Raw genomic sequence first — 562 nt, forward strand, 5'->3', positions numbered from 1 at the left:
CGCAGCGCGGCGACCACGGCCTTGCCGACGTCGCGGACGGTGACCGCGGTGGCGAGCGCGGCGGCGAGGCGCTGGATCCGGGCCACGTCCGTGATGTCGGAGCGCAGCGTGGAGGCGTCGGCGACGGAGCCCACCAGCCGGGCGGGGCGCCCCTCCCCGCCGTGCACCAGCCGGCCGCGCAGCCGCAGCCACTTGGGCGGGCCGGTGGGCTGGAGCACCCGGAACTCCAGTTCTCGGTCGCCGATCGTCATGTGGTCGGCCTCGACGACGGACATCAGTGAGGGCAGGTCCTCCGGCACCGTCAGGCCCAGCAGGGTCTCCACCCGCCCGTCGAAGTCGTCCGGGTCGAGGCCGAACAGCTCCAGGATGTCCTCGCCGACCCGGACCCGCCCGGTGTCCATGGCGAGGCTGAAACCGCCGGGCCGCAGGTCGGCGCCCTCGGCGGTGGCGGGCGGCACGGGGAGGGCGAGGGCGTCGGCGACGAGGCCGAGGCAGAAGCGGTCGTCGGCGTCGAAGCCGCCGGCGCGCTCGCTGACCGCGAGCAGGCAGCCGCCGCCGTCGC

1 protein-coding gene is annotated in these 562 nt (G+C 76.5%); it reads right to left on the reverse strand.

Annotated features, from left to right (window positions below; genetic code table 11):
• A partial coding sequence (locus B7767_RS42610) for a PAS domain-containing protein (RefSeq protein WP_143653009.1) occupies positions 1 to 562 on the reverse strand: 562 nt, incomplete at both ends.

It is taken from the genome of Streptomyces sp. 13-12-16 (assembly GCF_002114215.1).
GTDB lineage: Bacteria > Actinomycetota > Actinomycetes > Streptomycetales > Streptomycetaceae > Streptomyces.